This window comes from Brevibacterium sp. R8603A2, from assembly GCF_023072605.1.
Taxonomy (GTDB): Bacteria; Actinomycetota; Actinomycetes; order Actinomycetales; family Brevibacteriaceae; genus Brevibacterium; species Brevibacterium pityocampae.
In genome coordinates, this window is record NZ_JALLGN010000006.1 from 83025 (window position 1) to 109056 (window position 26032).

Consider the following 26032-nt stretch of genomic DNA (forward strand, 5'->3'; position numbering starts at 1 on the left):
GGCCGGTCGCGCGCCGGGGCCCTCAGTGGTAGCGGGCGCGGAACTCCGCGGCGATGTCGAGCACCCGGCGCATCGAGGCGTCGGGTCCGATGCTGATCCGCACCCCGTCCTGCAGGTTGCGCACCGCGATCCCGGCGGCCAGGCAGGCCTGTTCGAAGTCCGCGGACTTCGCGTCGAGCGGCAGCCACACGTAGTTGCCGTGGGAGTCCGGCACGTCCCAGCCCTGCTCGCGCAGGCCGGCGATGAGCTCGTCGCGAGTGGCGGCGATCTCCTTGGCCCGCACCTCGACCTCGGAGACACGGGACAGCGATTCGCGGGCGGCGGCCTGGGCGACGGCGGTGACGGCGAACGGGAGCACGGCCTTGCGGAGCTCGAGGATGATCTCCGGGTCCGCGACCGCGTACCCGATCCGCAGGCCGGCCAGCCCGTGGGCCTTCGAGAAAGTGCGCACGAGCACGAGGTTGGGATGGGCATCCAGTGCGGTGAGCCCGTCGACGGCCTCGGGGTCGGTGCAGAACTCGCGGTACGCCTCGTCGAGGACGACGATGACGTGCTGCGGGACGCGCGCCATGAACTGTTCGAACTCGTCGGTGCGGATCGCGGAGCCTGTGGGGTTGTTCGGCGAGCACAGGAAAACGAGGCGGGTGCTGTCGGTGATCGCATCGGCCATCGCATCGAGGTCGTGGCGGAAGTCCTCGGTGAGTCCGATCCGCCGGTGCGTCGCCCCGCGCAGCGAGGCGATCTGCGGGTACATCTCGAAGGACGGCCAGGGGTAGACGACCTCGGTGCCGGCCTCGAGGGTGATGCTGGCGAGCGCACTGATCATCTCCGAGGCGCCGGCGGAGAACAGGATCATCTCGGCCGGGCGGTCGAGGTGGGCGGAGAGCTCGGCGGTGAGCGCGCTGACCGCGGGGTCGGCGTAGAGCGCCGGAGTGGTGGCGGCGGCGGCGATGACGTCGGTGAGGCCGGGCAGCGGCGGGAGGTGGTTCTCGTTGGAGGAGAGCTTGTACGACTCGATGCCCTCGACGGCCTGGGGCGGCTTGCCCGGGATGTAGGCGGGAGTGGTGGACAGCGCGGAGCGGACGGCGAACTTCTCAGTCATGGCTCGATCATAGTGACTCCGCGCGGCAGCGGGCCGGTAAGGAGGCCGGCGGTGCTCTGCGATACTGGCGTCATGGAATCCACCGGGCCGAGCGCCGACCCCGCGTGGGAGCCCGACCGCCTCGGTGAGGACTTCGAGTGTGCGACGCTGCCCCTGCCCGGCGGCGAGCGCGCCACGCTCATCGCCTTCCGCGGGGAGCGGGCCGCGGACGGTCCGGCCGCCGGACGCACGGTGCTCTACCTCCACGGCTGGTCGGACTACTTCTTCCACGACCACGTCGCGAGGTACTGGGCGGAGCAGGGCGCGGCGTTCTACGCCGTCGACCTGCGGGCCTACGGCCGCAGCCTCGACCTCGAGGACCCCGAGGTGCGGCCCGGCTACATCGCCGATCTCGCCGACTACGACGCCGAGCTCGAGGCGGCGCTGGCGATCATCGCGAGCGAGCATCCGAAGGAGCGCCTGATCCTGTGCGGCCATTCGACCGGCGGCCTCGTCGCCGCGCTGTGGGCGGGCCGGAACCCCGGGCGCGTCGCAGCGCTCGTCCTCAACTCGCCCTGGCTCGAGTTCCAGCTCGACTCCTCCACCCGGAAGCTCATCACCCCGTGGCTCACCTGGCGCTCGCGCCGTGCGGAGCAGGCGCCGTTCAAGGTCCGCTTCCCGCACAACTACGCGCGCTCGGTCCTGTTCTCCCGCGGGCGGCTGCCCTATGACCTCGCGCTCAAGCCGCCGGAGAGCTTCCCGGTGTACCCCGCCTGGCTGCGTGCGGTGTTCGCCGGGCACGAGGCGGTGGAGAAGGGCTTGACGATCTCCGTGCCGATCCTCGTCCTCATGTCGACGCAGTCGCTGCGCGAGCGGTCCTACAGCTCGGCGATGAACGCCGCGGACATCGTGCTCGACGTCGACGTGATCGCCCGCCGTGCGCCCTCGCTCGGCCGGACCGTGATGATCGAGCGCGTCCCCGGGGCGCTCCACGACGTCTTCCTGTCCGATCGCCCGGCGCAGAGGTCCGCGTTCGACCGGATCACGCGGTTCCTCCGGGGATACATGCAGCGCTGAGCCGCATCGCATCGAGCGGCGCCCAGCGGAGTGTGCGGCACCGCGCAGAGCACGTGCGGACGAGCCGCACCGCGGCCGGGTGTCCGGGCTACGATGTCACCATGTCTGCTGCTTCCGATGTGTGGTTCCCCCGGCTCGCCGAACGCGCCCAGGCCGGGCCCAGCGAACTCTCCGCCGTGCTCGCCCTCGCCGCGTCCGGCGGCGACCTCGTCGACTTCTCCGGAGGCTTCCCCGACCCGGCGCTGTTCGACACCCGGCTGCTCGCGGAGACCGCGTCGAAGGTCATCGAGACCCGCCCCGAGGTGGCGCTCCAGTACGCCTCGAACACCGGCCTGCCGGGCCTGCGGGAGGCACTGCGCCAGGACGTCGCACGCACGCAGGCGGTGACACCGGCCGAGGACGAGCTCATCGTCACCTCCGGCGGCGTCGACGCGATGACGCTGATCTCGAAGGCGATGCTCAACGTCGGCGACGCGGTGCTCGTCGAGGCCCCGTCGTACCTCGGCGCGTTCAGCGTGTTCCGCACGCACGAGGGCCGCTGCCTGTCGATGCGCAACGACGAGCACGGGCTCGTCCCCGATTCGGTGCTCGACGTGCTCGAGGACGCGCGGATGGGCGCCTCGCGGCCGAAGTTCGTCTACGTCATCCCCGACTTCCAGAACCCCTCCGGCCTGCGCCTGTCCGAGGACCGCCGTGAGCGGCTCGTCGAGATCTGCCGCCAGCACGGGCTCCTCATCCTCGAGGACGTCGCCTACCGCGATCTCGCTTACGACGGCTCGTACCTCCGCTCGATCTACGAGATCGGCCCCGACGTCACCGTGCAGATCGGCACCTTCTCCAAGACCTTCACCCCGGGCACCCGGATGGGCTGGGCGTGCGGCCCGGCGACCGTCATCGACGCGATGGCCCAGGCGAAGACGAACACCGACCAGTGCGCCGGGGCGCTCGGCCAGTGCATCCTCGAATCACTCCTGCGCGAGGGCCACTACACCCAGGCGCTTCCCCGCCTGCGCGAGGCCTACGCGACGCGCGCCGGCGCCCTGATGAGCGCCTTCGACGCGGGCCTGAGGGACACGGCGACGTGGACGGTGCCCGAGGGCGGCTTCTTCACCTGGCTCGACATCCCCGGTGTGGACACCCGCCGGCTCGCGGAGGTCGCGGTGGAGAACGGGCTCGCGTTCGTCCCGGGCGCACCGTTCTTCGCCGACCGGACCACGAGCTCGAACCTGCGGATGTCGTTCTCACGCACCCCGACGGACCAGATGGCCGAGGGCGTGGAGCGGCTCGTCCGCTCGATCGAGGCCGTGCGCGCCTGACCACAGCCCCGGGCCGGCCGCCGGCGCGCAGCCGCGCGCTGGACGCCGCAGGGGTCCCGCTCGCTGCGATCGGCCGGCAGTCGGCCGCACCCGGCCTCACGCGGCGGAGCGCACCCCGTGCCCGCGGGTGCACAGCGACACCACCTCCGCCCCGGTCCCGTCGACGGGCTCCCCGCCGCGCGGATCCGCGTCGAGCACGAAGGTGCCCACCCGCAGGAGCCCGGGATCGCTCAGGCCCCGGGAGCGGAGCAGCCCGAGCACGGACTCGGTGACCGCCTCGCGCGGATCCGCGACGGCGGCCCGGTGCCAGTTCGGGGAGCTCGTCGCGATCGCCGAGGTCTCCATCGGCGGGGTCCACTCGCGCACCGCGAGCACCTCCGGCCGCTCCTCCCAGACCTCGCTCGGCAGGTACTCCTCGCTCACGATCTCCATCCAGTAGCCGCGCGGGTTCGCCGCGATCTGCGCGTACGGCCAGGCCGCGTCCTCCGGCAGCGCCCACAGCCGGTGCACCTCCGGATTGTCCGCCAGCACGGTCCGGTCCCCGAAGCTCGGTGCCGCCCACGGCTGCTCGACGTCGGCCGAGCGCCGCAGGTCCCGGGCGAGCCGGCGCCGCGGGACGGTGCCGAACGTGCCGTCCGGTGCACGCTCCGGCCGCTGCAGGCCGAGCACCTCGGCTTCGCCGTATTCGATGAGCACGTACTGGTTCCAGGTGCAGGCCGCGAGCCGGGCGATGGTGGCGTCGACGAGCCTGCGCAGGGCGTCAGGTGCTGCGGGTGCGGTGCAGGGATCCGTGCGTGTATCTGCCAGCCGGGTCATGATGTCCTCCTCACGAGCGTGTGGAGTCCATCGTCGCGCGAGCCACGGACACGGGCCCGGCGGGCGTCCCCGGCCACGCACCGCTCCGCATGCGGGCCCCGGTCGACGCGACGGCCGAGTCTCCTCCGCCGACCCGAGCTCCTCGGGTCCCGTCCCCCGGCGCCTCACCTCCCCGGACGGTTCCCCGGATCCGCACCTCCCGGCGGCGGGTCGCGCTCGGCCGCCGCAGCGCTGACCTCCCACTGGAGCAGCGCACCGGTGGCGGGCACGAGCTGCCCGGTCATCTCCCGGTGCACGGCGTCCGAGCGGAGGAACGGGTCGACGATGTCGTCGGCGGCGGGATCGCCGGCGGCGCGGCTGCGACGTCGCCCGGCCAGCACGACGGAGGACCGCCACCGGGCATCGGCGGACGCGCCCCGTTCCGCCGGCACCTGGGGCAGGATGCGCGCGAACTCCCGCAGGGTGAAGGACCGGTGCAGCGCCTGCGGCACGATCTCCACCACTGCCGCCCGGTGGCTCCGGTCCATCGCGAGGATGAGGTCCGCGCTGCGGATCTGCTCGGCACTGAGCCGGCGCGCGCGGAACTCGGTGAGCGACACCCCGAGCCGGCGCGCGATCTCGATCACCTGGGGGGGTCGCCCGGTCCCCGGCCCGGGCGTGGGTGCCGGCGCTGCGGACGGCGAACCGGCACAGCGCGATGTCGTCGAACCCCGACTGCAGGATCGCCGCGGCCAGCGGCGAGCGGCAGATGTTCCCGGTGCACACCGCGAGGATCTCGAACGCCTCCTCCTCGACCATCCACGACGCGTGCCCTCGTCAACGAGGGCGCAGGCGTGCGCGATGAGCCTGTGGGCCGCGTCCTCGCGGTGCCCGGCGAAGGTGCTGTGCCAGAGGGAGAGTGCGGGGTCGGCATCTTCGCAAGCGCGCATCATCTGCACGTGGAGGGCCGCGCGTTCTCCGGCGGACATCGCCCCGTGGATGCTCGAGCGGATGCGCGGGTCACGGATCCGCAGGTGGGATCCGACCCGACTGACGAGGTCGCGGGCCTCGAGCTCGGCGAGTTCCTCCCCCATGGTCGCATAGCCGGCGAGCAGGGGCAGGAACGACGAGCGCGGAGCGACGGCGAGGGTGCGGAGAATCGTCAGCGCCTCCTCGGACAGCCCGTGCAGCTTTGCCGACGCGAACGCATCCATCGCCTCGGTGGAGCGCAGCGGGTGCGGCAGCGAAGCCCGCCCGATGCGCTGGCGCTCGCCGAGCGTGCCGATCACCTGCTCGAGCGTGAGCAGGTGGCCGACGGCACCGGCTGCGACGAGCCGGGCCGCCGCCGGGTCGAGACCCGGGCTGATCTCGAACGCCGCACGCATGCTCTCGGCCGGATCGAGCCGTTGGAGATCGATGGTCGTCGTGCCGCCGAACGGCCCGTCCGGGTCCAGTGCGGCCACGCTCACCGCGAAGCGCACGCGCCCACCGGTGAGCCGGCGCAGGACGAAACCCAGGAAGGACTGCGTCAGCGGGTCGAGGACATCGGCGTCGTCGAGGTCGAGGAGGAGGTCCCCGGTTCCGCCGTCGGTGCGCACGGCGGTGATGAAGGTCTCCGCGGCGACCGGCACCTCGGCCTCGTCGAGGTCGAGGTCCTCGATCCGGGCGGCGAGCGTCCCGTCGCCGACCACCCGCAGGGCGGCGGCGAGGATCGCGATCCCCGAGCCCGGCAGCGGCTGCTCCGCGGCGTTGACCGGCACGGTGACGACACGCATCCCGCTCTCCTCCGCGGCGGTGCGCAGCACCGTCGATTTCCCGGCCCCCGATTCTCCCTGCACGACGATGTTCTCGCGGGCACCCAGGAGGGGACGAGCTGGTCGATGTCGGTGCGGCGGCTGAGCACGGTGATCACCGATCCTTCGTGCAGGAGGATCCTGCACCTCAGGTGTACGTCGCGACCAGGAGGGCCTCAACAGTGCGGATCATGGAGCATGAGGGTCGGTGATCCGGTGCTGCCCGTCATCCTGACCGGCCTCCGGCGCCAGGAGCGCCCGTGCGCCGGCGTCCATGCGATCCTGCCCTGGACCCCCACCGGCCGATGGAACGGGGCACGCTGTTCGATTCCCCGGGCCGGGATACGGCGCCGGGTGAGGTCCTCCTGCGGGGAGCCGCACACCGCGGCCCGCGGAGATCGGCGGTCGCCGGGGCGGCTTGCCCGCCGTCCCGGCGGGTCCCCACTTGGTCCGATCATTGGTCCGAGGGGTCAGCGGCCCCGGACAGCCGTGAGGCCCCGGATCCACAGGACCCGGGGCCTCACATTCCATCATTCGAGAATTCATCCCGCTATATGGGCAACGCGGTAGCGGTGGGATTTGAACCCACGGTACGGGGTTACCGTACACAACATTTCGAGTGTTGCACCTTCGGCCGCTCGGACACGCTACCGCCGGATACTCTACCCGGACGGCCCGCTCGGTCCAAAATCGCGCCTCCGACCGACCCCGGTGCCCGCGGCCGCATGGGCGCGGGTCACCGCGGAGCGGTCGGCCCGCGGCGCGTCACCGGCGGGCGGCGAAGAAGTCGCTGAGTCGATCCGTGCACTCTGCGGCGAGCACCCCGGAGTAGACCTCGGGCCGGTGCAGCGACCCGCGGTCGCGGGGCAGGTCCCACACCGAGCCGCAGGCTCCTGCCTTGTCGTCGAAGGCCCCGAACACGATCCGGGAGACGCGCGCGGCGATCGCCGCTCCGGCGCACATCGCGCACGGCTCGAGCGTGACGACGAGCGTCGCACCGGCGAGCCGCCATGCGCCGTGCGCCCGCCCGGCGGCGCGCAGCGCGACGACCTCGGCATGCGCGGTCGGGTCGTGGTCGAGCTCGCGGCGGTTGAACCCGACGCCGAGGATCTCGCCGTCCGCTCCTGCGACGACCGCTCCGACGGGCACATCGTCGCCCGCGGATGCCGCAGAGGCCTGGGTGAGCGCGATGCGCATCCAGGCCTCGTGCTCGGGCAGGTGCTTCAGCGCGCCGCCTCGAGTCGATCGGCGAACCCGGCCTCCTCGCCGACGTGCGCGACGACGCGGGCGGGGTCCGAGGCGTGCGTCCGGGACTGCTCGACGAGCTCCTCGGCAGGCACCCCGAGGTCGGCGAAGATGTCGGCGTCACCGCTCCATTCGGCGTCGTCCTCGAGATCGAGCATCGGCACCTCCTCCACCTCGTCCTCTGCGGCGTCGTCGTCGCCATCGGCCTCCTCGCCGTCCGCGGGGTAGGCGTCCTCGTCGGCCTCGTACTCGTCGTCCTGGGAGTCGAGGTAGTCGACGAACAGCTCCGCGAAGGGGCTGTCGGCCACCGCGTGGACATCGGACAGGAAGACCTTGACCTCGTCGGCGGCGGTGAGCCGGACGAGCGCGAACCACTCGTCCTCGTGCTCGATCACGGCGACGGCCTCGCCATCGCCCTCGCCGCCGTTGCGCATCGTCTCGAGCAGGTCGTCGAGGTCCGCGGCGTCGCGGATGTCGTAGTCGAGCGCACGGTATTCGTCGTCGGACTGCGCCAGTACTGCGGTGAAGTAAGACATGGCCCTATTCTGTCCCCTGCCGCCCCGGTTGCACCACTGCGACGCGGAGGAGCGGACCCTATGACGCCGCCTCGACGACCGCCGCACACCTCGGCGGCGATTCCGGTAGATTCTGGAGCATGCATCTTCACGTGGCTGACCATCCGCTGATCGCCCATAAGCTCACCGTCCTGCGCGACGAGCGCACCGATTCCGCACGCTTCCGCCTGCTCACCGATGAGCTCGTCATGCTGCTCGCATACGAGGCCACGCGCGGCATCCGCGTCGAGGACAAGGCCGTGAGCACCCCGGTGGGCCCGATGACCGGGACAGCGCTGTCGAATCCGCGGCCGGTCGTGGTGCCGATCCTGCGCGCCGGGCTCGGCATGCTCGAGGGCCTGCTGCGAATGCTCCCCACCGCGGAGGTCGGCTTCCTCGGCATGGTGCGCGACGACGAGACCTTCGAGGCCACCGCCTACGCCGAGCGCCTGCCGTCCGACCTGTCGGGCCGGCAGATCTTCATCATCGACCCGATGCTCGCCACCGGCGGCACGCTCGCGATGGCCATCGACTACCTGCTCGCCCGCGGGGTCTCCGAGGTCACCGCGATCTGCCTGGTCAGCGCCCCTGAGGGCGTCGCACACATCGAGCACACCTACGCCGGTCGCGCCGACGTCACGATCCACACCGCCGCGCTCGACGAGAAGCTCAACGAGACCGGCTACATCGTCCCGGGACTCGGCGACGCGGGCGACCGCATGTACGGCGTCGTCTGACCCGCGGCGCGGACCGACCCAACTCCACCAGCGGCGTTCCCCGCTGTCATATTGCGTCTTATTCGAGCGCTTCGGCACCCTCATGCTTGCCGCTCGCGTCGAGCATGAAGAATAATGACGAGCATGCTCAGTTCCTTCCCGGTGCCGCTCCGCCGCACCGCAGACGCCCGGCGCCGATGTCCGCGACCCCGGTGTGCACAGCTCATGCTGTGCGTTCGCGACTGACCCCTACACTGCCGCACGGTCGCGAACGGTCACCGATGAGCGGCACCCGCGAGGTCCGGCACTCCCGCCTCGCACGCGATCATCGCGCCGACAGAAGGAACCGCACACCATGTCCGTCCCCCAGCCTCAGCAGCGCCCGGTCCACCCACGCAGCGCCGCCGCCACCCGACGCCAGGGAGCCCGCTTGACTCCGGTCGACCCCCGTTCCGCTCCGCGCACCTTCGGCCCCGCAGGCGTGCGCCCCTCACAGAAGGCCGCACGCGGCATCGTCCTCTACATCGGCCTCGACGAGACGAAGGCCGCCGAGGACGGGACCAACCTCGCCGCGATCGCGCAGGCCCTGCAGGAGTACGCACGCGAGCTCGCCTCCCAGGCGGACACCCAGGCCGTCATCGCGCTCGCCCCGGACGGCCCCGGCAAGGACCTCGACGCGGTGCGGGCGGTCGCGATCGGATCGCCCGCCGCCACCGGCGATCCCGCCGGTCGCCACGGACCGGTCCGCTCCCGCATCCCCGCCCGCATGCACCCGCCCGCATCGAGCGAGGACCTCACCCCGGTCGGCGCCCCGGCCCGCCGCCTGCAGATCGACATCCCGCGCCGCGAGGTGCACGTCGACGGTGAGCTCGCCGGGCTCACCACCAAGGAGTTCGACCTCCTCGCAACGCTCGTGTCCCGCCCCGGCGAGACCCTCTCCCGCCTCGACCTCATCGACAGCCTCTGGGGCACCGAGGACGATGCCCCCGACGAGCGGACGGTCGACGTCCACGTGCGCCGCCTGCGACGCCGGCTCGGCCCGTTCTCTGCGATCGTGCGGACGATCCGCGGCGGCGGATACCGGTTCGACGACCACCCCGACGTCACCGTCTGGCGCGCCACCGCCTCACGCTGAACCGGCACCGCCCGGGGCCGCGGCCGCACCCATCGCGCGGCCCGGCTTCCTCCAGCCTTTCGTCAGTTTCCGGGCATACACTCGGGGGCGATGTCCGCAACTCGAAACCCCTCCAAAGGGATCCTGACCTTCGTCGTCGGCGCCCTCCTCGCAGCCCTGCTCGCGATGCACGAGCTCGTGCCCACCACCCGTGGGCTCGCCCTCGTCGTCGAGTCCGCGCTGCCCTGGACCGGGCTGCTCATCGTGCTGCTCTTCATCGTGGCGCTCTTCCGCTTCTCGGTGCTGAGCATCATCGGCGTGCTGCTCCCGGCGCTCGTCTGGTTCCTCATGTTCGGCAGCTACCTGCGTCCGGCCGACACCCCGGACGACGCCGACCTCGTCGTCGCGACCCAGAACGTCGGCGCGCGGATGCCGCAGCCCACCGCGACGGCGCAGAACATCATCGACCACGACCCCGACATCGTGTCGGTCCAGGAGATCGAATCGCTGTCCGGGGAGATCATCACCGAGCAGCTCACCGAGCACTACGCGCACTCGACGGACCAGGGCACGATCGGCATCTGGTCGAAATGGCCGATGAGCGAGCCCGAGGAGATCGACCTCGGCATCCAGTGGACCCGGGCGATCGCCACGACGATCAGCACCGACCACGGCGATGTGCGCTTCTACAGCGTCCACCTGCCCTCCGTGCGCCCTGGCCAGGAATCGCTGCGCAACAACGCGCTGTCCAAGCTCTCCGACGCGATCGAGGCCGACGGAGCCGAGCACATCATCGTCGCCGGCGACTTCAACTCCGGCAGCGCGGACCGCTACTTCGAGCGCCTCGACGACGAGCTCACCGACACCCGCGAGGCCGTGGGCGGGGGCTTCGGCTTCACCTGGCCCTCGATCTTCCCCGTCGTGCGCCTCGACCACGTCATGGTGCGCGGCCTCGAGCCGGTCGGCGACTCCGTGCTCGACCGCGGCACGAGCGACCACCGCGCGGTCATCGGCTACCTCGACTACCCCTGATCGGCCACCCGACCCCGGGGTGCGACGGACGGACCGGCGCGACCGCGGCCCGAGCACCGGCCCGGGCTCTCAGCCGGCCGGCGGGGACTGCACCGCGCAGCTGCGGGTGTCGACCGGACGGGTCCGCTCCTGCGCATCGCGCAGCACGCCGTCGATCTCGTCGAGCGTGAGCGCATAGCCGGTCTCCGGGTCCGTGGCGGACTTCGCGAACACCATCCCCACGACCCGACCCTGGGAGTCGAGCATCGGTCCGCCGGAGTTTCCCGGCCGGATGATCCCGCGCATCGAGTAGACCTCGCGGACCACCGTGTCGTCGTTGTAGATGTCGAGGCCGCGCGCATCGAGCCGGTCGCGCACGCGGGTGGGTGAGATCGTGTACGGCCCGTTCTCGGGGAAGCCGACGACCACGGAGTCGGCGCCGACGGTGAGCGTGCTGCCGAACTCGAGCTCCGGCGCGGCGAGCTCCGGCACCCGCAGGACCGCGACGTCGAGCGCCGGATCGAACGCCACGACGTCCCCGGAGTACGGGTGTCCGGTGCCGCCCACCTGCACGCTCAGCGCCTGCGCACCGGCGACCACGTGGGCGTTGGTCGCGACGAGCCCGGAGGAGTACACCCAGCCGGTGCCCTCCTGGAGCGTGCCGCACTCGGTGACGGTGGTGACGATCTTGACCACGGAGTCGTCGACGTCTCGGCCGACGGCGACCATCGCCTCGTTCGGCTCCCCGACCCCCCGGATCTGCTCCGGCTGGCCCTGGAACACCTGCGGGAAGCCGGTGTCGGCGAGAGCGGTGCCGATCTCGCCGAGCGCCTCGGTCGAGGTGATGGGCGCATAGCGGTCGAGCGCGGCGATGATCGCGGACTCCGCAGCCCACCGGTTGGGGGTGAGGAGCGGGGTGGTGGCGATCCAGCCTGCCGCGAGCCACACGATGAGGGTGAAGGCGACGAGCCCGGAGGCGCCGCCGCCGAGCGCATCGACCCCGCGCCCCCAGCGGCTGGGGATCCGGTCGCGCAGGGAGGCGCCGACGAATCCGCCGACACCGGAGAGCACGACGCCGAGCACGAGCGGGAGCGCCACCGTCAGGCCGGGCTCCGCGGACGCGTCGAGCACGCCGGCCCCGGTGAGGATGTCGGCCGCCCAGGGCCCGAGGAAGCGACCGGCGACGAGTCCGACGACGAACCCCGCCACCGCTCCGCCGCCGGCGAGGAAGCCCTGCTGCCAGCCGAGGAGCGCGGCGAGCAGGGCGAGGGCGAGCAGGGCGAGGTCGACCGGGGTCATCAGGCCCTGCCGGGCCGGTGGGAGCGGTGGTTGACCGCGCCCATGAGAGCACTGCGCTCCATGGTGAACTGCTCGAGCAGGTAGAGCTCGACCTTGCGCTCGGTCTCCCCGCCGACGCCGGCGAGCACCCGGGTGCGGGTGGCCGCGAGGTTGGCGGCGAGCCGGATCATCGTGCGCATGTGGTCGCGCGCGTTCGGGTACTGACCGGCCCAGCGCTTGCCCGCCCGGCGGCCCTTCCAGGTGCCGAGCATGTCGACCTCGGAGTGGGTGAGCCAACCGGCGTTCGCGTAGTCGCCCAGCGACTGGCGGGTGTGGGTGGACTCGTTGTGGCGGAACACGAGGCCGAGCACGAACCAGCTGATCGCGATGAGGGCGGACAGCACGAACAGGATGCCGAGGGACACGAACACATGGATCGCGCCCGTCGCGACCAGCGCCGAGGTCAGGGTCGCGGTCCCGTTCCACACGGCGTGGAGCACCATGCCGGCGATGAGACCGGGCAGCCACATGATCGCGGTGAGCCACCAGGCGCCGCGGCGGGCTGCGAAGCCGATCGACACGCCGGCGCAGGCGACGAACGTGGAGTGGAGCAGCGGGCTCATGAGGCAGCGGACGATGAAGGTCTGCCACAGCCCCGCATCCGCGTTCTCGACGTAGGCGCTGCCGAGGTAGAGGATGTTCTCCGTGAAGGCGAACCCGGCGCCGATGAGGCTGCCGTAGACCCAGCCGTCGAGCGGCCCCTCGAAGTGCTTGCGGGCGGCCAGCACGATGACGACGAGCAGGACGCCCTTGGTGATCTCCTCGATCACCGGTGCCATGACGACCGCGCCGAATACGTCGCCCGAGGCGTCGAGACCGACGATGGAGAGCGCGACGAGGCCGAACCAGCTGGCGATGAGGGTCATGATGACCGAGGCCACGGCGCCCCACAGCAGGCACACGAGCAGGAGGAGCTTGGGCTGGGGCTTCCAGCGGTCGAACCACAGCACCATGAGGATGATGAGGACGAGCGGGATCGCGGACAGCCCGATGACGAGCAGGCCGGCGCCGTCGAAGGAGAAGGCGCCGAAGATGAGAATGGCGAGCATGCCGAGCAGGAGGATCGCACCGACGATCGAGGCCGCCACGATGCGGGCGATGTTCGCCCCGGCGGTCGGGTCCTCCTGCGGGAGCCGACGGGCGGCCTGAGCAGCCCACGGGGCGTCGACCGGGGCCCCGGAGCGCTGCTGCACCTGGTGCCGGATCCGCATCTCCTGGGTGACCGTGGGTGAGAACCGCGGCTGGGCGTAGACGCGCTGGGCCGGCTGCTGCGCACCGTGCTGAGGGGCCGGCCGGTACGGGCCGCCGGGCTGCTGGGCCTGCGGGTGCGGCGCGCCGTGGGGCACGGGGCCGGAGCCGTACTGCCCGGGCTGCCGGGGGCCGCCCGGGCAGCCGTGCGGAGGCATCCCCTGCGGCAGGGGACCCTGTGGTCCGCGGTGCTGGGGCGCAGCACCCTGCGGCGGCATGCCGGGGTGCGCCGGCGCTCCCTGCGGCCCGCTCGAGTGCCCGCCGGGGGCGGGGCGGGCGTGCTCGTCATGGGGATGGTGGCTCATACCTGCCTCGATCGTCTGCGGCGGCCGGGACGCGCCCGGTGTCTGTGCTCGGATCCAGCATAGGCACTGGCGCGGACGCGCGTGCACCGAACGCGGTGTCGGTTGTGCAACACCGCGGTGCGAGCTCGTCGCACGGGAGACCCGAGTGGGTGCTCGGCACCGTCCTCGGTCCAGCATCCGAGCGACGGGCGAGCGACCGGACGGACGAGGGGCCGGACACCGGTCGTCCGGTGTCCGGCCCCTCGGCGGCGTCGTCTGCCGCGAGTGCGCACGGTGTCAGACCGCGGGCTCGTCCTTGATGAGCTGGAGCGTCCGCGCGGTGTACTCGGAGAGCTCGGTGAGCAGCGTCTCGTCCTCGTGGAGCTTGCGCCCCAGTGAGGGGACCATGGCCTTGAGCTTCGGCTCCCAGCCCGTGTACTGCTGGGGGAAGCAGGTGGCGAGCAGGTTGAGCATGATCGGCGCGGCCGTCGAGGCTCCGGGCGAGGCGCCCAGCAGCGCTGCGATCGAGCCGTCGGCGGCGGAGATGAGCTCGGTGCCGAAGCCCAGCACGCCGCCCTTCTTGCCGTCGCGCTTCATCACCTGCACGCGCTGGCCGGCGGTGATGAACTCCCAGTCGCCCGGGTCGACCTCGGGGGTGAACTCGGCGAGCATCTCGTAGCGATCCTTCTTCGAGGAGGCGAGCTCGCCGACGAGGTACTTCACCAGGTCGAAGTTGTCCTTCGCGACGTTGAGCATGACCGGCAGGTTGTTCCCGCGCACGGAGAACGGCAGGTCGGTGATGCGGCCCGACTTGAGGAACTTCGGGGAGAACCCGGCGTAGGGCCCGAACATGAGGTAGCGCTTGCCGTTGACCACGCGGGTGTCGAGGTGCGGCACCGACATCGGGGGTGCGCCGAAGGCGGCCTGGCCGTAGACCTTGGCGTGGTGGCGCTCGACGAGCTCGGGGCGGGAGGTGCGGAGGAACAGCCCGGAGACCGGGAAGCCGCCGTAGCCGCGGCCTTCCGCGATGCCGGACTTCTGCAGCAGGTGGAGGGCACCTCCGCCGCCGCCGATGAACACGAAGCGGGCGTTGACGTCGAACGCGTCGGCGGCTGTGGAATCCTTCACCGACACGCGCCAGCCGTCGGCGGTGCGGTTGAGGTCGGTGACGGCGTGCCCGGTGCGGATCTGCGTGCCCTTGGTGCCCATGTGGGTGAGGAGCTGCCGGGTGAGCGAACCGAAGTCGACGTCGGTGCCGGTCCGGAACCGGGACACGCCGTTGACCTGGCCGGGGCCGCGGTTCTCGAACATCAGCGGCAGCCAGTCCGCCTGCGTCGCCGGGTCGTCGGTGTACTCCATGTCCGCGAACAGCGGGTTGCGGACCATGGTCTCGTACCGCTTGCGGATGTAGTCGCGGCCCTTCTCCCCCCGGCCGTAGCTCATGTGGGGCACCTGGTTGATGAAGGTCGACGGGTCGGTGATGACGCCCTCGTCGATGAGGTAGGACCAGAACTGGCGCGAGACGTGGAACTGCTCGTTGATGTTGATGGCCTTGGTGATGTCGACGTCACCGTTGGCATCCGCCGGGGAGTAGTTGAGCTCGCACAGGGCGGCGTGCCCGGTGCCCGCGTTGTTCCACGGATCCGAGCTCTCGCGCGCGACGTAGTCGAGTCGCTCGTAGACGCGGATGTCCCATTCCGGCTGGAGCTCGGTGAGCATGGCGCCCAGGGTGGCGCTCATGATCCCGCCGCCGATGAGGACGACATCGACGCTTTCCTTGGTGTACGTCATAGTTACCTCGGCTCAGTTCGCACTCGGCGCACCCCTTGCCGGCACGCCCGATTCCATTACCAGACTCTACTCCGCTCGCGCGGCCTGACCGAACTCGGGTCCGCCCTGCGCACAGGCCCCGGGGCCCGCCTTCCGGGGGCGTCCGGGCGTCCCCTCCGATGCGCGTTCGGCTGTGGAACATCGCCGGCACCGATGCGGTCGCCGAGCTGGGGACAGCGGCTCCCCGTCCACAGGCCGAGCGGGGCCCTGTCGCCGGGGCACCCGGTCGAGGTGCGATGGCGCCATGACCCGATACCCCGCTCCCGACCTGCCCACTCCCGCTGCTCGGCGCCCCGTGCGCGCGCTCGCCCCCTCCCCTCCGCGACGTCCCGCTCGGGCGATGCGGCGGGTCCATGCACTCGTGTCCGCCGCCCTCCTCGCCCTGCTCCTCACCACCGGGCCCGCTCTCTCCCCGGATCATCCCCCGGCTGCCAGCGCCGCCGGGCTCGGACCCACGACCGAGGCGGACTCCGCACGCGCACTCGGGTCCACCGCTCCCGAGGTCCTGGGACCGGGGCGCTGGCATCGCACCAAGGAGGGGCGCACCTGGTACGGGGCGTACCGCTCCCTCGAGGACGGCTTCGCCTACTGCGTCGACGCCGGGCGGGCCACCCCGCTCCCGCGCTTCTTCTCCGAGTCCACCGGCCGGGCCATCACGAGCCCGCGCACGGCCTGGGCGCTGCACACCCACTCCGGCTCGGAGCGGCGCGATGTGCAGTCGGCGCTCTCCGCACTCGCCAAGCTCGATGAGCAGGTGCCGCACCGGCACGTCATCGCTCCCGAGCTGCCTGCCGATCTGGGTCCCGGGTTCCGCGGGGCGGCCGCCGAATTCACCGCGATCTCCGAGGATGCCGAGCGATTCGCCGGCCCGTACACGCTCCACCTGGACATCGCGGAGTTCGCTCCGGGAGCGCACTCGACGACGGTGCGCATCCGGCTCGTGTCCGCGGCCGGGGAGCCCGTCCCCGGCATCCCCGTCGATCTCGAGGCGAGCGGAGGACTGCTCAGGGAGACATCCGTGACCACGGCCGCCGAGCCCGTCGCGGTGGCCCTCCGGGCGATCCCCCGGCTCGAGGCCTACGAGCACGCGCCGACGCAGGGAGCTGCCAGGCCCGGCGAGCGACCGGCCGATGACGATTCAACCGGCGAGCAGGCGAGCGCTCCCGGGGACGGAACGCTCATGGAGGTGGACGTGACCGCTCGGGCGCACGACGTGCCGCCGACCTCGGTCCGGTTCCACGAGGCGCAGGGCCAGGGGGCCACCCGGGTGCAGAACGTCATCGCCGCCGATGCCCCGGATGAGATCATCACCGAGCGATCCCGCACCGCCCGTTCCGAGCCCGCGCCGTCACCGGCACCGCCGACCTACCCGGCCCCGTCACCTCCGGCCCCGGCGCCTTCAGCCCCGTCGTCCCCGACCCCTACGCCGGTGCCGACGCCCGAGCCGTCGGAGCCTGAGCCCGCACCCTCGGAGTCGACTCCCGCGGCTCCTGAGCCGGAGCCCGCACCCTCGGAGACACCTGCGCCGACAGCCACCGCACCGGAGCACGAACCTGCACCCTCTGCGGAACCCGACCACGAGCCGACACCGCCGGCGGAGCCGGGCGCGACCCCGAGCACGCCGGCACCGGGTGCGCCGGCACCCGGTGCTCCCGAGACCCGTTCGTCTGCTCCCGCGGAACCGGCCGGCGGACCGGCACCCGAAGCTCCTGCGGAGCCGGAGCCCGCTCAGGCCGACGAACTGCCGCGGACCGGACCGACCTCGGGCTCCCGGGCCCTCCTGGGGCTCTCCCTCGTTCTCATCGGCACCGGAGCCGGAGCGCTCGTCCTCGGCGGCCGGGCCCGGCGGAAGTGACGCCGGACCGCTCGGACAGCAGTCCGTGCAATGGCGCAGCCGCCTCCCGGACACACCAGCGGCGCCCCGGCTGTTCGCCGGGGCGCCGCGGTTCGGAGCTCATCGCAGGAGCAGCACAGGGTGCGCCGTCGGCTCCTGCTGCAGCTCGGGCCTCTTCGTCAGCCGCCGGAGACGGCCGCCGCGAGGCGGTTGAGGGTGTCTTCGAGCTGCTGCTCGGACACGAGCGGCAGGCCGATCTTCTGCGCGGTCTGCGCGTCGACCTTGTCCCAGGAGTAGGTGTGCACGACCCGGGTGGCGTCTGCGCCCTCCGGCTCGAGCTCCCACACCCATTCCCAGCCGGGCGGCTCCGTGCCCGCGGGCGCGGTCTGCCAGGCGAGGAGCTTGCCGTCGTCGTAGCCGGTGACATGGTTGTCGGTCTGGTACTCCCCGCCCATGTGCTCACCGTCCATGTTCATCGTGAAGACCTGTCCGGTTCCGGTGATCCGGTCCGTCTTCGAGTCCGACACGATGAAACCGGAGCCGTCGAGCTCGTGGTGGCGTTCGGGGTTGGACAGCACCTCGAAGATGTCCTTGGCGGGTGCGTCGATGGTGCGCGACACGGTGATGCTGGTCTGATCCGTCATCATGACCTCTCTTTCCTCGTCGTTCGCTGTCCTTCGACGCTATCGGTCCTGCCTGCCGGCGGCAAAGCTCTGGGCGTAATTCACATACCAGTCCAAGATTTCTGGGTCGGCGGCCGTGCCGCGGTTGATCGTGTCCGGGGAGGCGCCCTGGAAGATCTTCTTGATCGGCACTTCCATGAGCTTGCCCGTCCGGGTGGTCGGCACGGCCGGCGCGGCGATGATCTCGTCGGGCACGTAGCGCGGGGACACGTCGGTCCGGATCCGCTGCACGATCCTCTCCCGCAGCGCGTCGTCGACCTCGACGCCGGGTTTCGGCACGACGAACAGCGGCATGTAGTAGTCGCCGCCGGACAGCTCCGCGCCGATCACCATCGAGGACTGCACGCCCTCGACGCCGTCGACGGCCTGGCAGATGTCGGCGGAGCCCATGCGGATGCCGCCGCGGTTGATCGTCGAGTCCGAGCGCCCGTGGATGACGTACTGCCCACCGGGGCGCTTCGTCACCCAGTCCCCGTGGCGCCACACCCCGGGGTAGGCGTCGAAGTACGCGGACTCGTAGCGGCTGCCGTCCGGATCGTTCCAGAACTTCACCGGCATCGACGGCATCGGCTTCGTCACCACGAACTCCCCGACCTCGTCGACCACCGGGCGGCCCTGCTCGTCGAAGGAGTCCGCGGCGACCGCGAGGTAGGCGCCCTGGAGCTCGCCGCGCACGATCGGGTCGTAGGGGTTGGACCCGATGAAGCCCGTGGCGATGTCGGTGCCGCCGGAATCGGAGCCGCAGTGGATGTCGGGACTCACGTGCGCGTACACCCATTCCCAGGTGGAATCCGGCAGCGGGGACCCGGTCGAGAGGATCGAGCGGAGAGCGGACAGGTTGTAGCGGGCCGCCGGGGACACCCCCGACTTCTCGATCATCGTGAGGATCGCCGCCCCGGTGCCGAAGTTCGTCACCTTCTCCTGCTCGATGATCTCGAACTGCTTGTCGGCGACCCCGGCGACGGGCGAGCCGTCGTAGGTGACGATCGTCGCGCCGACGAGCATGCTGTTGACAAGGAGGTTCCACACCACCCACGTCGTGGCGACGGCCGAATAGTGCCGGCCGCCCTCGAGCGCCTCCTGCTGGAGGGTGTTGGCCTTGAGCGCCTCGAGGGTGACGCCGCCGTGTCCGTGGACGATCCCCTTGGGCTTCCCGGTGGTGCCCGAGGAGTAGAGGACCCACAGTGGGTGGGAGAACTCGACGGGTTCGAACACCGGCTCCTGGGAGACGGCGACGATCTGCGAGTAGAGGGTCGTCGACTCCCGCGCCGCAGCGGTCTGCTCGGCGCGCTCCCCGGCCCCCGGGAACTGGTCGACGAGCACGTGCTCGCGCACCGTGGGGAGGGCTGCGAGCAGGTCTCCGACGGTGCCGGTGGGGTCCTGTTCGCGCCCGTTGAACAGGTAGCCGTCCACGGTGAGCAGCACGGACGGCTCGATCTGGGCGAAGCGGTCGGCGATGCCCTTGACCCCGAAGTCCGGGCTCACCACCGACCACACCGCACCGACAGCGGCACAGGCCAGCAGCGCCTCGACCGCCTCCGGGATGTTCGGGAGCACCGCGCACACGGTGTCGCCCGGCTCCACCCCGTGCTCCCGGAGCCAGGCCGCGAGCGCTCCCACGCGTCCGCGGAGCTCTCGCCAGGTGATCGAATCGCGGCGCTCGTCCTCGTGCAGGCCGACGATCGCCTCGGCGTCCGGGCGGGTGTCGGCGTGGCGCAGGATGTTCTCCGCGTAGTTGCAGGTCGCACCCTCGAACCAGCGCACCCGCGGCATGGTGTCGCCGGTGAGGACGGGTCCGTCACCGCGGTCGCCGACGACGTCGAAGTACGTCCACATGGTCTCCCAGAAGTCCTCGATGTTCTCCACCGACCAGTCGAGGAGCTCCTGGTACCCGGAGGTGGTCACCCCGTGCTCGCGGTCGAGCCAGCGCTGGTAGTCGGCGAGCGCGCTCGATTCGACGCGGTCGCGCGGAGGGGTCCAGAGAACGGTGCGTTCGGGGGTGCGTTCGGTCATGCGGGTCCTTCACATCGGTGGGAAGTCAGCTGTCGACTCCACCAGTTCTACCAGAACCGGCGCCGCCTGCGCCGATCCGCTCGCCCTGCGGCACCCGCGGCCCGGGCACCACCGCCCGCTGCCCGGCCACCACCGCAGATCCCACCCGTCTGCGCCCACGAACCGAGCACCGCCGCCCAAGGCCACCCCCTGCCGCGCTTCGGCGTCCCATCCCCCGCCGCGAGCGCGCCTCAGCCGCCGGTGAGCCGGGCCCACACGGTGACGTCGAAGCCGCGGTGCGCGGCGATCCCGGCCATGTGGCGCACCGCGTTGTCGAGCTTGCCGCGCCAGGCGTCGACCGCGGCAGCCGCATCGCCGACCTCGAGGGCGCGGAGGATCCGGCGGTCGTCGAACAGGATGCGGTCGGTGGCCGGGGTGTAGTCGAGGAGGAGCACGGAGATGTACATCCGCAGGCGCCGGGTGAGGGATTCGAAGGTCCGCGCCGTCTGCGTCAGGCCCGAGGCACGCGCGAGCTCCTGCTGGAAGCGCAGGTCCGCGTCGTCGACGTCGGTGCCGCGCCGCAGCGCCGCAACGGCCTCGACCCGCCGCAGCGCCTGCCGGACGGGCACGAGGTGCCGGCGCGGGCGGGCTGCGAGCCCGCGCAGCAGCACGGAGCCGAGCACGAGTCGGGCGGCGTAGAGATCGATGACGTCATCGGCGGTGACGGCCGGAATCCGCACGCCGCCGCGCGAGCCGTCGAGGAGCTCCTCGTCGATCATCCGACGCACCGCGGCCTCGACCGCCGCCTGCGGCAGACCGAGGCGGGAGGCGAGGGTGCGCGGGCGGATCCGGTCGCCGGACCGGTAGCCGGAATCGATGATCTCCTGCCGCAGCGCGATCGCGAGCTGTTCGGTGAGCGAGAGGTTCGCTCGCGGCAGCCAGTGCGAGTCCGGCACCCACGACCCGGGATCCCGCCCGCGACCCGGATCAGGTCCAGTTGAATCAGAACTCGTGGATTCACTGTGCAGGAGACCGGAAGAACTCAAGTCGTTCCACTCGAGGCCCTCGAGCCCGCGGTTGACCGTCGCCGCCAGCGCGTTGAGGAGGGACCCCGGCACCGCGTCGACCTGCCGCAGCACTGCACCGACCTCTGCGACGAACCCGTCGAGGTCGGTGCTCACCACGCTCCCCGCCCGGGCCGGCACGATTCCGCGGGGGTCGTACGCGATGATCCGGTCGACCGCCTCGGCGTCGAACACCGACTGCACCGCCGGCGGCACGACCGGCGGCGCGGCGGTCCCGAACTGCTGCGCCCATCGACCCAGGCCGGAGCTCCGCAGCGCGGCCACGAGGCCCGCGCCGCGGCGGCGGAAGTCACGCTCGGAGCGGGTCCGGGCAGCGCGTCCGGACTCGCCGGGGTCCGGGAGTGCGGCGAACCCGAGCACGAGCACCGGGTAGGCGGCGGCGACGGCGACCAGGCGCAGCCGCGGCGCCAGCGGCGGGGAGGCGAGCTGGGCCATCGCGCGGGCGACGACGCTCTGGCTCAGCCCGGTGGCGGCGGCGACCGCACGGGTCGAGTAGTCGGCGGTGTCGACGCGGGCACCGGCGGTCGCGAGGACCGCGGACACCACCGCGGTCGCGGTGTCCTGGATGCGCGGCCGGCCGGTGCGCGGCCGGTCGCCGAGCCCTTCGCCGGCGGCCGCCCGCGCCGTCCACCGGCGCACCGTCGAGGCGGACACGCCGAGCGACGCCGCGACCTCCCCGGCCGGGCGTCCGGCAGCCACCTCCCGGCACGCCTCCGCCCGCACCTCGACCGGGACCCGTCTGCCGCCCATCCCCGCCCCCCGTCCGGTGCTGTCCCGCCTGCTCCAACGATATCTTCTGACTCATTGTACGTGCGGATGCTCACACCGGACCCTGGTCGTCCGGACAGCCGCCGCGCACACTGGGAGGACGGACGAAGGCCCGCGCTCGACGACGAGCGGACACCCGGGCCGGGCGGTCGGCGCACGGCCCGCCTGCCGGTCCGGGCGGAGCCCAGCACAGCCGCCGGGCCGGACCAGCAGCACGATTCGAGACGGAGGACATCATGCTCAGCACCCCAGGGACCATGCCAGCACTCACCGACGCCGGACTGGCGCCCCTCACCGACTCCGCAGTGGCGCGGGTGCGCCGCTGGCTGCGGATCTCCGCCGGCACCCCCGCGGCCAAGGACGCCGCCGCGGACCGGCTCGCCGCAGTCCTCTCCGATCCCAATGGCCTCGACTTCACCGTCGGCTTCGTCGACCGGGTCGTCGGCACCGATGACGTCCACGCCGCCGCGGACGCGCTCGTCGACGTCGCCCGCCTGACCCCGGACACCATGTCCGCGCTCGACCGCGCACAGGTCAAGGCCGGTGCCGCGCTCGCCCCGGTGCTGCCGCAGGTCGTCGTACCCGCCGCCCGTGCGCGGCTGCGCTCGATGGTCGGCCACATGGTCATCGACTCCCGCGACAAGCAGTTCGGGAAGGCCGTCGCGGAGCTCACCGCCGACGGGCACCGGCTCAACATCAACCTGCTCGGGGAGGCCGTGCTCGGCGAGGAGGAGGCGGACAAGCACCTCGCCGAGACCCGCCGCCTGCTCCAGCGGTCCGATGTCGACTACGTGTCCGTCAAGGTCTCCTCGGTCGCCTCGCAGGTGTCGATGTGGGCGTTCGACGAGACCGTCGACTACGTCGTCGAGCGGCTCCTGCCGCTCTACCGCGAGGCCGCCGCCTCCCCGGCCGGCAGCAGATTCGTCAATCTCGACATGGAGGAGTACAAGGACCTCGAGCTCACGCTCGCCGTGTTCATGCGCATCCTCGACGACCCGGAGCTCGCGCACCTCGAGGCCGGGATCGTGCTCCAGGCCTACCTGCCCGACGCGCTCGGCGCGATGCAGCGGCTGAGCGAGTACGCGAGCGCCCGGGTGGCCGCCGGCGGGGCCGGGATCAAGGTGCGCCTGGTCAAGGGCGCCAACCTCGCGATGGAGCGCGTGCACGCCGAGGTCGCCGGCTGGGAGCTCACCACCTGTCCGTCCAAGCAGGCCACCGACGCGAACTACAAGCGCGTCCTCCACTGGCTGTTCACGCCCGAGCGGATGGCCGGGGTGCGGATCGGCGTCGCCGGCCACAACCTCTTCGACATCGCCTTCGCCCACGAGCTCTCGCTCGCCCGCGGGGTCACCGACCGGGTCGAGTTCGAGATGCTCCAGGGCATGGCCGCGGAGCAGGCCGCCGCGGTGAGCGCCGACGTCGGCGATCTCCTCCTCTACGTCCCGGCGGTGCACCCGCAGGAGTTCGACGTCGCGATCTCCTACCTCGTCCGCCGGCTCGAGGAGAACTCGGCGAACGAGAACTTCATGTCCGGGATCTTCGAGCTCCGCAACGGCAACGCCGTGTTCCGGCGCGAGGAGGACCGCTTCCGCGCCTCGGTCGACGACCTCGCCGCCGTCCTCGAGGCCGAGGGCGAGACCGCTCCCCTGCCCACCCGCCGCCAGGACCGCGGTGCCGAGGCGGAGCAGGGTGCGGCGTACACCTCGGGCGCGGAGCTCGGCGGGTTCGCCAACGAGCCCGACACCGACCCCTCGCTGCCGGCGAACCAGCGCTGGGCACGGGCGCTCCTCGAGCAGTCGTCCGCACCGGGCTGGCTCGACACCCGCCCCGCCCCGGAATCCCTGGACTCCGTCGAGGAGGTCGACGACCGCGTCGCCTCCGGCCGCGAGGCCGCACTCGCCTGGCGCGAGCTCGGTGCCCGCGCCCGCGGGGAGATCCTGCTCCGCGCCGCGGACGTGTTCGCCGCCCGTCGCGGGGAGTTCCTCGCGACGATGGCCGCCGAGGCCGGGAAGACGCTCGACCAGTCCGATCCGGAGATCTCCGAGGCGATCGACTTCATCCGCTACTACGCGGATCGCGCCCTCGAGCTCGAGGCGGTGGAGGGCGCCGAGTTCACTCCGGACGCGCTCGTCCTCATCACCCCGCCGTGGAACTTCCCCGTCGCGATCCCCACCGGGTCGACGGTCGCCGCGCTCGCCGTCGGCGCCGCGGTCATCCACAAGCCCTCGAGCCCCACCCCGCACTGCTCGGCGCTGCTCGTCGAGTGTCTGTGGGAGGCCGGCGTCCCGCGCGAGGTGCTCCAGCTCGTCGCCCCGACCGAGGGCGAGGTCGGCAAGGCGCTCGTCGCGCACCCCGGCGTCGACCGGGTCATCCTCACCGGCGCCTCGGAGACCGCGGCCCTGTTCCGGGGCTTCAACCCGGAGCTCGACATCAATGCGGAGACCTCGGGCAAGAACGCGCTCATCGTCACCCCGGCGGCGGACCGCGACCTCGCGATGGCCGACCTCGTCCACTCCGCGTTCGGCCACGCCGGGCAGAAGTGCTCGGCGGCCTCGCTGGCGATCATGGTCGGCTCGACCTACGACTCCGAGCGCTACCGCCGCCAGCTCGTCGATGCGGCGTCCTCGCTCATCGTCGACGTGCCCGCGAACCTCCGGGCGACCATGGGCCCGCTCACCGAGGAGCCCTCGGACAAGCTGCTCCGCGCGCTCACCACCCTGGAGCCCGGGGAGAGCTGGGTGCTCGAGCCGCGCCGGCTCGACGACTCCGGCCGCCTGTGGTCGCCGGGCATCAAGGACGGCGTGAAGCCGGGCTCGTTCTTCCACCTCACCGAGTGCTTCGGACCGGTGCTCGGCCTCATGCGTGCGGACACGCTGGCCGAGGCGATGGAGCTGCAGAACCAGGTCGACTTCGGCCTCACCGCCGGCATCCACTCGCTCGACGCCGCCGAGGTCGCGACCTGGCTCGACACCGTGCAGGCCGGAAACGTCTACGTCAACCGCGGCATCACCGGCGCGATCGTCCAGCGTCAGCCGTTCGGCGGCTGGAAGAAGTCCTCGGTGGGCCTGGGATCCAAGGCCGGCGGCCCGAACTACCTCATGCTGTTCGGGGACTGGTCGGACGGCTCGGTGCGCGACGAGGCCTGGCTCGACGCCGCCCGCGCGAGCGATCGGCGGGCGTGGGAGCAGGAGTTCGGCTGCGCCTCCGACCCCACCGGCCTCACCGCCGAGGCGAACATCTTCCGCTACCTGCCGCGCGCCGTCACCGTGCGCGTCACCGCCGCCGCACTGGCCATCGAGGTCACCCGCACCGCGCACGCCGCGCAGCTCGCCCAGACCCCCGTCACCTGGTCGGTGTCCCCCGACGCCGCCGCTGAGGTGCGCGCCGCGGTCGAGGACGCCGCCCGGGGTGCCGGGCAGCCGGCAGGGTCTGACGGGCCGGCGGGCGCCTCGGGCACGGCCGGGTCCACCGGTGCGGTTTCCACCGGCGAGGGTGGCGTCGCGATCGAGTCGGCGGCCGACTTCGCCGCGCGCGTGGAATCCGGCGCTTACGACGACGGGGTGGGCGCACGGGTGCGGATGATCGGCGCGGTCGAGCCCGAACTCACCGGCGCGATCGCGCAGCGCCCGGAGGTCGCGGTCGTCGACGATGCCGTGACCGGCTCCGGCCGCGTCGAGCTCCGCTACTTCGTGCAGGAGCAGGCCGTGTCGATGACGCTCCACCGGTTCGGCAACCCGAGCCGCAGCTTCCACGCGCTCGCGGAGTCGCTCTGCCCCGACCGCCGCGCCCGCTGATCGCGCGTCCGTTCGGGAGTGTGGGGCTTCCGGTGGAGTGTGGTGGCATCAGCGCCACCACCCTTCATCGAAAGCCCCGCAGTCGTGTCCACGGATGCCGTGCACTCGGGCTCGTGCCCCGGGGTGCGCCGGCGGTCTTCCGCGGGGGTGGGCGTTCGCAGTAGCGTGGACGCATGAGTGAGTACGCACCGGCGATCGCCACGGTCCAGATCGACAACGAGTTCACCCGCGTCACCGAGTGGCGGTTCCCCCCGGGCACGGAGACCGGCATGCACGTCCACGAGATGGACTACGTGGTCGTGCCGACCGTCGCCGGCACGCTGACGGTGGTCACGCCGGAGGAGACCTTCGCCAATGAGATCGTCCCCGGCGCCTCGTACACCCGGTCGGTGGGCAGCGAGCACAACGTCATCAACGAGACGGATGCCGAGTGCGCCTTCGTCGAGGTCGAGTTCAAGCAGCGCCGCGGCTGAT

General features: G+C 72.0%; 19 protein-coding genes and 1 tRNA gene. 8 read left to right on the plus strand and 12 right to left on the minus strand.

The genetic code is table 11. The features are described 5' to 3' along the window. Positions 1-22 precede the first annotated feature (22 nt). Positions 23-1102, minus strand: a complete 1080-nt coding sequence (gene hisC / locus MTQ12_RS07505) for a histidinol-phosphate transaminase (protein ID WP_137318142.1) — start codon at positions 1100-1102, stop codon at positions 23-25. A gap of 72 nt (positions 1103-1174) precedes the next feature. Between hisC and MTQ12_RS07510 the strand changes: the two genes are divergently transcribed. Further along, positions 1175-2158 carry an alpha/beta hydrolase gene (locus MTQ12_RS07510; protein ID WP_137318143.1) on the plus strand — a complete coding sequence of 328 codons (984 nt, stop codon included), beginning with the start codon at positions 1175-1177 and terminating at the stop codon, positions 2156-2158. A gap of 101 nt (positions 2159-2259) precedes the next feature. Continuing rightward, the gene (locus MTQ12_RS07515) at positions 2260-3474 is read left to right on the plus strand and encodes a PLP-dependent aminotransferase family protein (RefSeq protein ID WP_137318144.1); all 1215 of its coding nucleotides are present in this window, start codon (positions 2260-2262) and stop codon (positions 3472-3474) included. A gap of 96 nt (positions 3475-3570) precedes the next feature. Here MTQ12_RS07515 and MTQ12_RS07520 read toward each other — a convergent pair whose 3' ends face one another. The 5 genes from MTQ12_RS07520 to MTQ12_RS07540 all read right to left on the minus strand — a co-directional run bounded on the left by MTQ12_RS07520 (position 3571) and on the right by MTQ12_RS07540 (position 7843). Continuing rightward, positions 3571-4290, minus strand: coding sequence for a hypothetical protein (locus MTQ12_RS07520; protein ID WP_137318145.1), 720 nt, complete (start codon positions 4288-4290; stop codon positions 3571-3573). Positions 4291-4454: 164 nt separating this feature from the next. Continuing rightward, complete coding sequence (locus tag MTQ12_RS15185) at positions 4455-6107, minus strand: hypothetical protein (RefSeq protein WP_137318146.1); 1653 nt, start codon at positions 6105-6107, stop codon at positions 4455-4457. A gap of 519 nt (positions 6108-6626) precedes the next feature. After that, a tRNA-Ser gene (locus tag MTQ12_RS07530) sits at positions 6627-6714 on the minus strand. Between the two features lie 113 nt (positions 6715-6827). Beyond that, positions 6828-7280, minus strand: coding sequence for a tRNA adenosine(34) deaminase TadA (gene tadA, locus MTQ12_RS07535; RefSeq protein WP_282599256.1), 453 nt, complete (start codon positions 7278-7280; stop codon positions 6828-6830). Between the two features lie 5 nt (positions 7281-7285). Next, a complete protein-coding gene (locus MTQ12_RS07540; protein WP_137318148.1) occupies positions 7286-7843 on the minus strand; it encodes a tRNA adenosine deaminase-associated protein in 558 nt (185 codons plus the stop codon). A gap of 119 nt (positions 7844-7962) precedes the next feature. On the opposite strand from MTQ12_RS07540, the gene upp reads away from it, so the two are divergent. From upp to MTQ12_RS07555, 3 genes are all read left to right on the plus strand, one after another. Next, complete coding sequence (gene upp, locus MTQ12_RS07545; protein ID WP_137318149.1) at positions 7963-8598, plus strand: uracil phosphoribosyltransferase; 636 nt, start codon at positions 7963-7965, stop codon at positions 8596-8598. 409 nt (positions 8599-9007) lie between these two features. Continuing rightward, positions 9008-9712 carry a winged helix-turn-helix domain-containing protein gene (locus MTQ12_RS07550; RefSeq protein WP_282599243.1) on the plus strand — a complete coding sequence of 235 codons (705 nt, stop codon included), beginning with the start codon at positions 9008-9010 and terminating at the stop codon, positions 9710-9712. A gap of 90 nt (positions 9713-9802) precedes the next feature. After that, on the plus strand, positions 9803-10723 hold the full coding sequence (locus MTQ12_RS07555) for an endonuclease/exonuclease/phosphatase family protein (protein ID WP_137318151.1): 921 nt from the start codon (positions 9803-9805) through the stop codon (positions 10721-10723). 69 nt (positions 10724-10792) lie between these two features. Here the strand turns inward: MTQ12_RS07555 and MTQ12_RS07560 are convergent, their stop codons facing one another. From MTQ12_RS07560 to MTQ12_RS07570, 3 genes are all read right to left on the minus strand, one after another. Next, positions 10793-12001 (minus strand): MarP family serine protease, encoded by a 1209-nt coding sequence (locus MTQ12_RS07560; protein ID WP_137318152.1) that lies wholly within the window; start codon positions 11999-12001, stop codon positions 10793-10795. Then, positions 12001-13593 (minus strand): PrsW family glutamic-type intramembrane protease, encoded by a 1593-nt coding sequence (locus MTQ12_RS07565; protein ID WP_247425545.1) that lies wholly within the window; start codon positions 13591-13593, stop codon positions 12001-12003. The genes MTQ12_RS07560 and MTQ12_RS07565 overlap by 1 nt, the downstream gene beginning before the upstream one ends. Positions 13594-13869: 276 nt before the next feature. Then, positions 13870-15363 (minus strand): malate:quinone oxidoreductase, encoded by a 1494-nt coding sequence (locus MTQ12_RS07570; protein WP_137318153.1) that lies wholly within the window; start codon positions 15361-15363, stop codon positions 13870-13872. 283 nt (positions 15364-15646) lie between these two features. Between MTQ12_RS07570 and MTQ12_RS07575 the strand changes: the two genes are divergently transcribed. Beyond that, on the plus strand, positions 15647-17257 hold the full coding sequence (locus MTQ12_RS07575; RefSeq protein ID WP_137318154.1) for an Ig-like domain-containing protein: 1611 nt from the start codon (positions 15647-15649) through the stop codon (positions 17255-17257). 158 nt (positions 17258-17415) lie between these two features. Here the strand turns inward: MTQ12_RS07575 and MTQ12_RS07580 are convergent, their stop codons facing one another. The 3 genes from MTQ12_RS07580 to MTQ12_RS07590 all read right to left on the minus strand — a co-directional run bounded on the left by MTQ12_RS07580 (position 17416) and on the right by MTQ12_RS07590 (position 21746). Continuing rightward, the gene (locus MTQ12_RS07580; RefSeq protein WP_137318155.1) at positions 17416-17880 is read right to left on the minus strand and encodes an SRPBCC family protein; all 465 of its coding nucleotides are present in this window, start codon (positions 17878-17880) and stop codon (positions 17416-17418) included. 39 nt (positions 17881-17919) lie between these two features. Beyond that, the gene (locus MTQ12_RS07585) at positions 17920-19932 is read right to left on the minus strand and encodes an acetoacetate--CoA ligase (protein ID WP_137318156.1); all 2013 of its coding nucleotides are present in this window, start codon (positions 19930-19932) and stop codon (positions 17920-17922) included. 230 nt (positions 19933-20162) lie between these two features. Continuing rightward, positions 20163-21746 carry an FCD domain-containing protein gene (locus tag MTQ12_RS07590; protein WP_282599244.1) on the minus strand — a complete coding sequence of 528 codons (1584 nt, stop codon included), beginning with the start codon at positions 21744-21746 and terminating at the stop codon, positions 20163-20165. 254 nt (positions 21747-22000) lie between these two features. On the opposite strand from MTQ12_RS07590, the gene MTQ12_RS07595 reads away from it, so the two are divergent. Next, on the plus strand, positions 22001-25558 hold the full coding sequence (locus MTQ12_RS07595; RefSeq protein WP_247425549.1) for a bifunctional proline dehydrogenase/L-glutamate gamma-semialdehyde dehydrogenase: 3558 nt from the start codon (positions 22001-22003) through the stop codon (positions 25556-25558). Between the two features lie 173 nt (positions 25559-25731). After that, positions 25732-26031 (plus strand): cupin domain-containing protein, encoded by a 300-nt coding sequence (locus tag MTQ12_RS07600; RefSeq protein ID WP_101652542.1) that lies wholly within the window; start codon positions 25732-25734, stop codon positions 26029-26031. Position 26032 lies beyond the last annotated feature (1 nt).

Excerpts from the sequence above, each read along its gene's own strand:
- hisC (WP_137318142.1), bottom strand. The coding sequence starts at position 1,102 with ATGACTGAGAAGTTCGCCGTCCGCTCCGCGCTGTCCACCACTCCCGCC.
- MTQ12_RS07510 (WP_137318143.1), top strand. The coding sequence starts at position 1,175 with ATGGAATCCACCGGGCCGAGCGCCGACCCCGCGTGGGAGCCCGACCGC.
- MTQ12_RS07515 (WP_137318144.1), top strand. The coding sequence starts at position 2,260 with ATGTCTGCTGCTTCCGATGTGTGGTTCCCCCGGCTCGCCGAACGCGCC.
- MTQ12_RS07520 (WP_137318145.1), bottom strand. The coding sequence starts at position 4,290 with ATGACCCGGCTGGCAGATACACGCACGGATCCCTGCACCGCACCCGCA.
- MTQ12_RS07540 (WP_137318148.1), bottom strand. The coding sequence starts at position 7,843 with ATGTCTTACTTCACCGCAGTACTGGCGCAGTCCGACGACGAATACCGT.
- upp (WP_137318149.1), top strand. The coding sequence starts at position 7,963 with ATGCATCTTCACGTGGCTGACCATCCGCTGATCGCCCATAAGCTCACC.
- MTQ12_RS07555 (WP_137318151.1), top strand. The coding sequence starts at position 9,803 with ATGTCCGCAACTCGAAACCCCTCCAAAGGGATCCTGACCTTCGTCGTC.
- MTQ12_RS07560 (WP_137318152.1), bottom strand. The coding sequence starts at position 12,001 with ATGACCCCGGTCGACCTCGCCCTGCTCGCCCTCGCCCTGCTCGCCGCG.
- MTQ12_RS07565 (WP_247425545.1), bottom strand. The coding sequence starts at position 13,593 with ATGAGCCACCATCCCCATGACGAGCACGCCCGCCCCGCCCCCGGCGGG.
- MTQ12_RS07570 (WP_137318153.1), bottom strand. The coding sequence starts at position 15,363 with ATGACGTACACCAAGGAAAGCGTCGATGTCGTCCTCATCGGCGGCGGG.
- MTQ12_RS07575 (WP_137318154.1), top strand. The coding sequence starts at position 15,647 with ATGACCCGATACCCCGCTCCCGACCTGCCCACTCCCGCTGCTCGGCGC.
- MTQ12_RS07580 (WP_137318155.1), bottom strand. The coding sequence starts at position 17,880 with ATGACGGATCAGACCAGCATCACCGTGTCGCGCACCATCGACGCACCC.
- MTQ12_RS07585 (WP_137318156.1), bottom strand. The coding sequence starts at position 19,932 with ATGACCGAACGCACCCCCGAACGCACCGTTCTCTGGACCCCTCCGCGC.
- MTQ12_RS07590 (WP_282599244.1), bottom strand. The coding sequence starts at position 21,746 with ATGGGCGGCAGACGGGTCCCGGTCGAGGTGCGGGCGGAGGCGTGCCGG.
- MTQ12_RS07595 (WP_247425549.1), top strand. The coding sequence starts at position 22,001 with ATGCTCAGCACCCCAGGGACCATGCCAGCACTCACCGACGCCGGACTG.
- MTQ12_RS07600 (WP_101652542.1), top strand. The coding sequence starts at position 25,732 with ATGAGTGAGTACGCACCGGCGATCGCCACGGTCCAGATCGACAACGAG.